Here is a 5,602-nt window from a genome sequence, read left to right as displayed (position 1 = left end):
ACCGGTCAGCGCGGGAGGTGGTGGTGAACAGTGCCGGCGCGCAGCCGTCCGAGATCTGGCCCACCGCCTGCACACTGCCGTCGGCGCTGAGGTCGAGGCTCAGCAGCGCCGACACCCCCGCGGATCCCGCGGAGACCGACGGTGCCCACGAGGCGCCGCCATCCGTCGTGTATTCGAGGGTGACAGGCGCTGCCGGGCAGGAGCCGGTGGCGCTGGTGCGCCAAGCGGCCGTTGCGCTGATGGCCGCCAGCGCCCTGGTGGGCGGAGCGACAGGAGCGGCGGCAGCAGTTGCCGCTGGGGTGCTGACCGGTAGCGGCGGGGGCAGCGTCTCCGCCGAGCTGGCGGCCTGCGCACCCATGTTGAGCAGAGCAGCCCCCGTCGTGACCACCGTGACCACCGCCAGTGCGAGGAGCACCACTTTGGGCCAGGCGCGTCGCACGGGCGGACCGTGCCGTCTTCTGCGTCTCATGCTGACTCCCAGTCCCGATGCGGGTCAGCGCCGGGGCCGCGGCGAGGCGGCCGGGTCGGCGACGATGCGCGAGTCTGCGGCACCGACAAGGTCAGGTCGCGGCGCGGTCGCCGGCGGCGGGACGACAGCGTCGGCCTTGTCGGCCGCCACCTCGTCCTCCTTTTTGGAGAAGTCGCCGTACGAGCCGTACACCTGGGCATCCGGTCCGCGGGTGGGCAACATGGTGGCCACGATGCCCAGCGGCGTGATGCCGGCGGTTTCGAGGGCGCGCACGGCGGCCAGCAGTTCCTGTTCGGTGACCATGTTGGCCGCGGCCACGAGCAGGGTGCCGGCGGTCAGTCGCCCGATGACGGCGGCGTCGGTGACCGGGAGCACGGGCGGCGCGTCGATGAGCACGTAGTCGTAGTCGGCGGCGAGGCTTTCGAGGAGTTCAGCCATCGGTATGGAACCGAGCAGTTCGCTCGGGTTCGGCGGGATCCGGCCCGCCGGCAGCACCACGAGCCGGTCGGTGCGCCCCCACGGCTGCAGAACGTCTGCCAGCTTCGCCCGGCCGATGAGCACATCGGTGAGACCGACGGCGCCCTCGACGCCCATCAGCTCCGCGAGTCGCGGCACCCGCAGGTCAGCGTCGATGAGGGCGACGGTGGAGCCGCTGTCGGTGAGGGCGATGGCCAGGTTCGCCAGGGTGATGGTCTTGCCCTCACCGGTCAGGGCGGAGGTGATCACCACGGTGCGGGCGCGATCGTTGACCCCGACGAATTCCAGGTTCGTGCGCAGGGTTCGATAGGCCTCTGCGCGGATGCTGCGTGGTTGCTGCGCCACGACCAGGGGCCGTTTCTGCGCCTGCGGGTCGACGGTGATCGCCCCGAGCACCGGCACGTCGGTGACCCGCTCGATATCGGCGCGGCCGTGGATACGGCGATCGGACAGACCGATCGAAACGGCCACCACCAGCCCGGCCATCAGCCCGAGCGCGGCGCCCAGCGCGAGGTTGAGGGGAACCTGGGGAAACTCGGGGTACTCGGACGGCACCGCGGGCTGCAGGACCTCGACCTTGACGGGGCTGGCGCTGCCGTCGGCGGGCGCTTCGATCTGATTCACCACGACGTCGGAGAAACTCGCCGCGACCGCCGCGGAGAGCTCCGCCGCGGATTCGGCGGTGTCGCTGAGGGCGGCGATCTCGATGATCACCGAGGCGGGTTCGACCGTCGCGGTCACGTCCTCGGCGAGTTCTTCGGCCGTGTCGTCCAGGCCCAGACTCTCGATCACCGGGTTCAGAACCCGCGGGCTGGTGGCCACGTCCAGATACGACAAGACCTTCTGGGCGGCGAAGTTGTTGCCCTGCACCAGATCGCCGGAGGTGGAACCGGCCGCGATCTGCACCGCCACGAAGAGGCGGGTCGACGTGGAGAACTGCACCGGAGTGAGGATGGCGGCGAGCGCGCCGCCGAGGATTCCCACCAGGAGGAACGACACCACCAAGATCCAACTCTTCCGGATGATCCGGGCAATTCTGGTTAGCTCCACGCTGGCCTCCTCATGGCGATCATCTGTTGCCCGTCGATCCAGTAGGCCGGAAACTGATACTTACTCATCATTGGCGTCACTTCCTCCTGCAGGGTTACAGGCTTATTGCGAACAAAAGAACTTTGCGCGGCCCGGGTGACCGGCGCCCGGAGTCGCCTAATCGGCCGGCCCGAGGGTGTCGCGCAGAAAATCGAGGATGCCCAAGCGTGTTTTGCTATCGAGCAGCTGCAGGGCATGTTTGCTACCCGCCTGCACGTTCAGGGTGACCGGCACGCCCACCGCCTTCAGCGCACTCTGCAGGGCTTCGGCCTGCGCCACCGGCACGAACTCCGCGTCGCCGGCGGCGATGTAGAAAGGCGGGTCGCTGGCGTCGACGCCGTAGAGGGGAGAGGCATCCTTCGCGACGGGGCAGTCGGCCACATCGTTGCAGCCCAAGTACTGCGAAATGATCGTCTGGGCCTCAGTACTCGGCGTTCCCAGGGCCAAGCCCTCCGTGGTGAGGTCGACGGCCGGCGACAATGCCACCACGGCTGCGACGCGAGTGCCCGCGGTGAGGTCGCCCTCCCCGCGCGTGCCCACGGTAGCCGCCATGATCGCGCCGGCCGAACTGCCGAACAGGCCGATCCGATCCGGGTCGATGCCGAAGCGCGACACCTGTTCGGCCTGGCGCGCCCACCGCACGGCGGTGCTCACGTCGTCGACCTGCGCCGGGTACGTGTAGGCGGGGGCCAACCGGTAGTCCATGTTGAAGGCAGCGAAGCCCTGGCCGGCCAGCTCGTTGCACAGGGCCATCATCCCCTCTGAATCACGGTCACCGGTGTCAAAGCTGCCGCCGTGCACGAGGAACACGGCTGCCGTGGGCTCGTCGCTGCGTGCGGGCAGGCACGCATTGAGCAGCAGCTCCTCGTTGTCGGCGCTGCCGTACACAACGTCTTCCTGCACGGATACGTCACCGGTGCGCTCGTCGCGCGGCGCCACCGGCTCGGCGCTGGAACAGCCGGACAGACCGAGCATGGCAGCCGTGGCCAGGGCAACGGAGAGGAGGGCAGACGCGCGCGTGATCATTCTGTCGGGCTCACGGCGCTCGGTCGCGGCTTTTTTGTTGTGCGCCTTTTAAAAGGACTCACCCACAGCCAGCTGAATCGACGCAGCATCTTGAACAGCAGCAGGGATACGTACAGCGCGAAGGCGGCCAGCGCCCACGGCAGCAGATTGGCGATCTGCTGGAGCGCCGGCAGGTCGGCGAGAGGCGCCACGACGGCCAGGACGATCGCCACCACGAACAGGTGCAGCAGGTAGATCTGAAAACTGTGCGCACCGAGCGTGTTCACGAACCCCAGCCCCCGCATCTTGGCCAGCTTCTCCGACAGCGCGATCGTCATGGCGACCCCGATGACGCTGACGATCAGCACCACCCCGGGAACCCGGGACAGGTGCAGCAGCGCCGTCGCGATAGCCAGGCCCGCGTAGACCACCATGAACGCCACGGCATGCCACGGGCGGATCCGGGCCGCGAACCGGTAGGTGGCGTGCGGGATGAAGATCGCGGCCAGGAAGAACACGAAGTTCTGCATGATCCGGTCCCAGCCCACGTTGTTGAGGTCGAGTCCGCCCGTGGTGGTGGATGCCAGGGCCACCAGCGCCGCAGCGGGGATCGTGATCGACGGCGGCACCTTGCGCAGCAGCCAGGCACCGAGAGTGAAGAGCACCATCGCCCAGATGAACCAGTAGCTGCTGGTGGGCCATACCGGCAGCAGGGCGACATTGCGCAGGTCGGTGGGTGAGCTTTCCGCGCCGCGCAGGTGCGGCACCACCACATAGAACACCACTCGGATGACGGACCAGAGCACGTACAGGTACACCAGGGCCTGCAGCCTGCGCCGCCACAGATCGGCGAAGGACCAGGTGAGCATACGCCGCATGGTGAGTCCGGCGATGAAGAAGAAGATCGGCATGGGCAGGAAGCTCAGCACCGAGCGAAGCCTGCCCGTGCTTCCGGCCAGGTCGAACTCGGCCAGGAACAACGACGAGTGGTACAGCACGACGAGGATGATCGCGATGCCCTTGGCGAAATCGATCCAATCCCGCGACTCGGCGGGCTTCCCGCCCAGATCACCCGCGCGGCCGCCGGTGCTGGCATCCGTGACGACGCTGTCAACTCCTGCGCGCCCCCGGAGCCACGCCAGATTCGGAAATGCACCTTGCATTGGTCCCCCATCGAGTTCCGGCGTAGCACTGGCGTGGTAAAAGCAGGTGCGGCGAATGCGGAGCCGACTCGGACGATGACAGCATAGAGCGGGTCCGCAAATCCGGAAACCCCTCGCTGAGGGCTCATCGAGAGCTCTGCGTGGCGGTGATGAATGGCTGTCCGGAAGGATTTCCGGTCGTTCAGGTTGGCTGGCTAGGCTCATTGAATGCGCAAAATAGCTCCAGCCGCTCTGCTCTGCGGCGTCATCCTGCTCTCCGGTTGCTCCGCCGCCAGCTCCCCCACCGCCGCTCCCAGCGCCACCGCGACGGCCACTGCCACGCCCACCCCGTCGGCCACGCCGCTCACCGAACCCGAAGAGGTCACGAAGCAGACCACCACCGCGGTGAACCTGTACAGCCAGCTGGTGTGCACCAACCTGGCCGAGAACCCCGACGTGGACCTCAACGCCGCCGTGGACCAGCTGCTGGCCACCTACGCCACCGAGAACCTCTCCGAGGAAGCCCGTCTGCAACTCGCCCACAACGTTCTCGAGCAGTCGGCCGCGAAGGACTGCCCCGACCAGACCGAGCGGATCGCCGCGGAGCTCGGCGAAGGCTAACCCGAGCAGCCGCCGCCCCATACCTGTAGAAGTTTGACGGCAACGTCGATTGATGTCTCACACGGGAGAGGCAGTGCTATCTGGGTCAGATTGACGGGGTTCAGCGGGCATTGTTGCTTGCCCGAAACATGCGCACCTGTAGCATTCAGATCATGTCTAAGGGGGCCGTCAGCATGGCGCGAGCAGTGAATCTCAGATCCATCACTTCGCTGAGATTCTTCGCAGCGCTGTTGGTAGTGCTGCACCACGCGTTCGGCCCTGAGGGCATCCCGGTGCTGAACCTTGGATTCTTGGGTGTCACGTTTTTCTTCGTGCTCTCGGGATTCATCCTCACCTGGGCAGACTCCGCCAGGCATGGAGTGGTGGCGTTTTATCAGAATCGCATTGCGCGGATCTTCCCGCTCCACCTTGCGACCCTCGGCATTGCCGTCTTGCTGCCGTTCGGCCTGACCGACTCGCCCGCCACCCTCATCCAGAACCTCACCCTCACCCAAGCGTGGTCCAACGATGGCGCGCACTCGTTCAACTGGGTGAGCTGGTCGATCTCGGTCGAAGCCTTCTTCTACCTGCTGTTCCCGTTCGCCTTCGTGGCGCTACGCAACCGCAGCATGAAGGCTTTGCTACTCGTCGCGGCCATCGCAATCCTGGTGCAGCTTGGCTTCAGCGAGTGGATTCGCACCACGGATCTGTCGAACGCCCACTTCCTCACCTATGACTTCCCTCCCTATCGCCTCGGCGAGTTCATCGTCGGGATATGCCTGGGTCACGCTCTGCTCGGCGGCTGGCGGATGTCCCCGCG

General features: G+C 66.8%; 5 protein-coding genes and 1 pseudogene. 2 read left to right on the top strand and 4 right to left on the bottom strand.

The annotated features are described in order from the left end of the window. The 4 genes and pseudogenes from JWP54_RS15505 to JWP54_RS15490 form a co-directional block, all read right to left on the bottom strand. A pseudogene (locus JWP54_RS15505) lies at positions 1-469 on the bottom strand (hypothetical protein); the annotation flags it as partial. Positions 470-493: 24 nt separating this feature from the next. Further along, positions 494-1,996 carry a polysaccharide biosynthesis tyrosine autokinase gene (locus tag JWP54_RS15500; RefSeq protein ID WP_297373706.1) on the bottom strand — a complete coding sequence of 501 codons (1,503 nt, stop codon included), beginning with the start codon at positions 1,994-1,996 and terminating at the stop codon, positions 494-496. 156 nt (positions 1,997-2,152) lie between these two features. Continuing rightward, the gene (locus JWP54_RS15495; protein WP_297373703.1) at positions 2,153-3,061 is read right to left on the bottom strand and encodes an alpha/beta hydrolase; all 909 of its coding nucleotides are present in this window, start codon (positions 3,059-3,061) and stop codon (positions 2,153-2,155) included. Beyond that, a complete protein-coding gene (locus tag JWP54_RS15490) occupies positions 3,058-4,203 on the bottom strand; it encodes an acyltransferase family protein (protein WP_297373699.1) in 1,146 nt (381 codons plus the stop codon). Before JWP54_RS15490 ends, JWP54_RS15495 begins: the two co-directional genes overlap by 4 nt. 207 nt (positions 4,204-4,410) lie before the next feature. Here JWP54_RS15490 and JWP54_RS15485 point away from each other — a divergent pair, with 207 nt between their 5' ends. Further along, the gene (locus JWP54_RS15485) at positions 4,411-4,803 is read left to right on the top strand and encodes a hypothetical protein (RefSeq protein WP_297373696.1); all 393 of its coding nucleotides are present in this window, start codon (positions 4,411-4,413) and stop codon (positions 4,801-4,803) included. A 173-nt stretch (positions 4,804-4,976) separates the two neighbouring features. Continuing rightward, a partial coding sequence (locus JWP54_RS15480) for an acyltransferase (protein WP_297373694.1) occupies positions 4,977-5,602 on the top strand: 626 nt, incomplete at its 3' end.

It is taken from the genome of Cryobacterium sp. (genome assembly GCF_025463825.1).
In the GTDB taxonomy this organism is placed as follows: domain Bacteria; phylum Actinomycetota; class Actinomycetes; order Actinomycetales; family Microbacteriaceae; genus Cryobacterium.
This window is presented reverse-complemented; position numbering and strand designations above follow the sequence as displayed.

Coding starts and splice junctions, on each gene's coding strand:
- JWP54_RS15490 (WP_297373699.1), bottom strand. CDS start 4,203: ATGCAAGGTGCATTTCCGAATCTGGCGTGGCTCCGGGGGCGCGCAGGA.
- JWP54_RS15485 (WP_297373696.1), top strand. CDS start 4,411: ATGCGCAAAATAGCTCCAGCCGCTCTGCTCTGCGGCGTCATCCTGCTC.
- JWP54_RS15495 (WP_297373703.1), bottom strand. CDS start 3,061: ATGATCACGCGCGCGTCTGCCCTCCTCTCCGTTGCCCTGGCCACGGCT.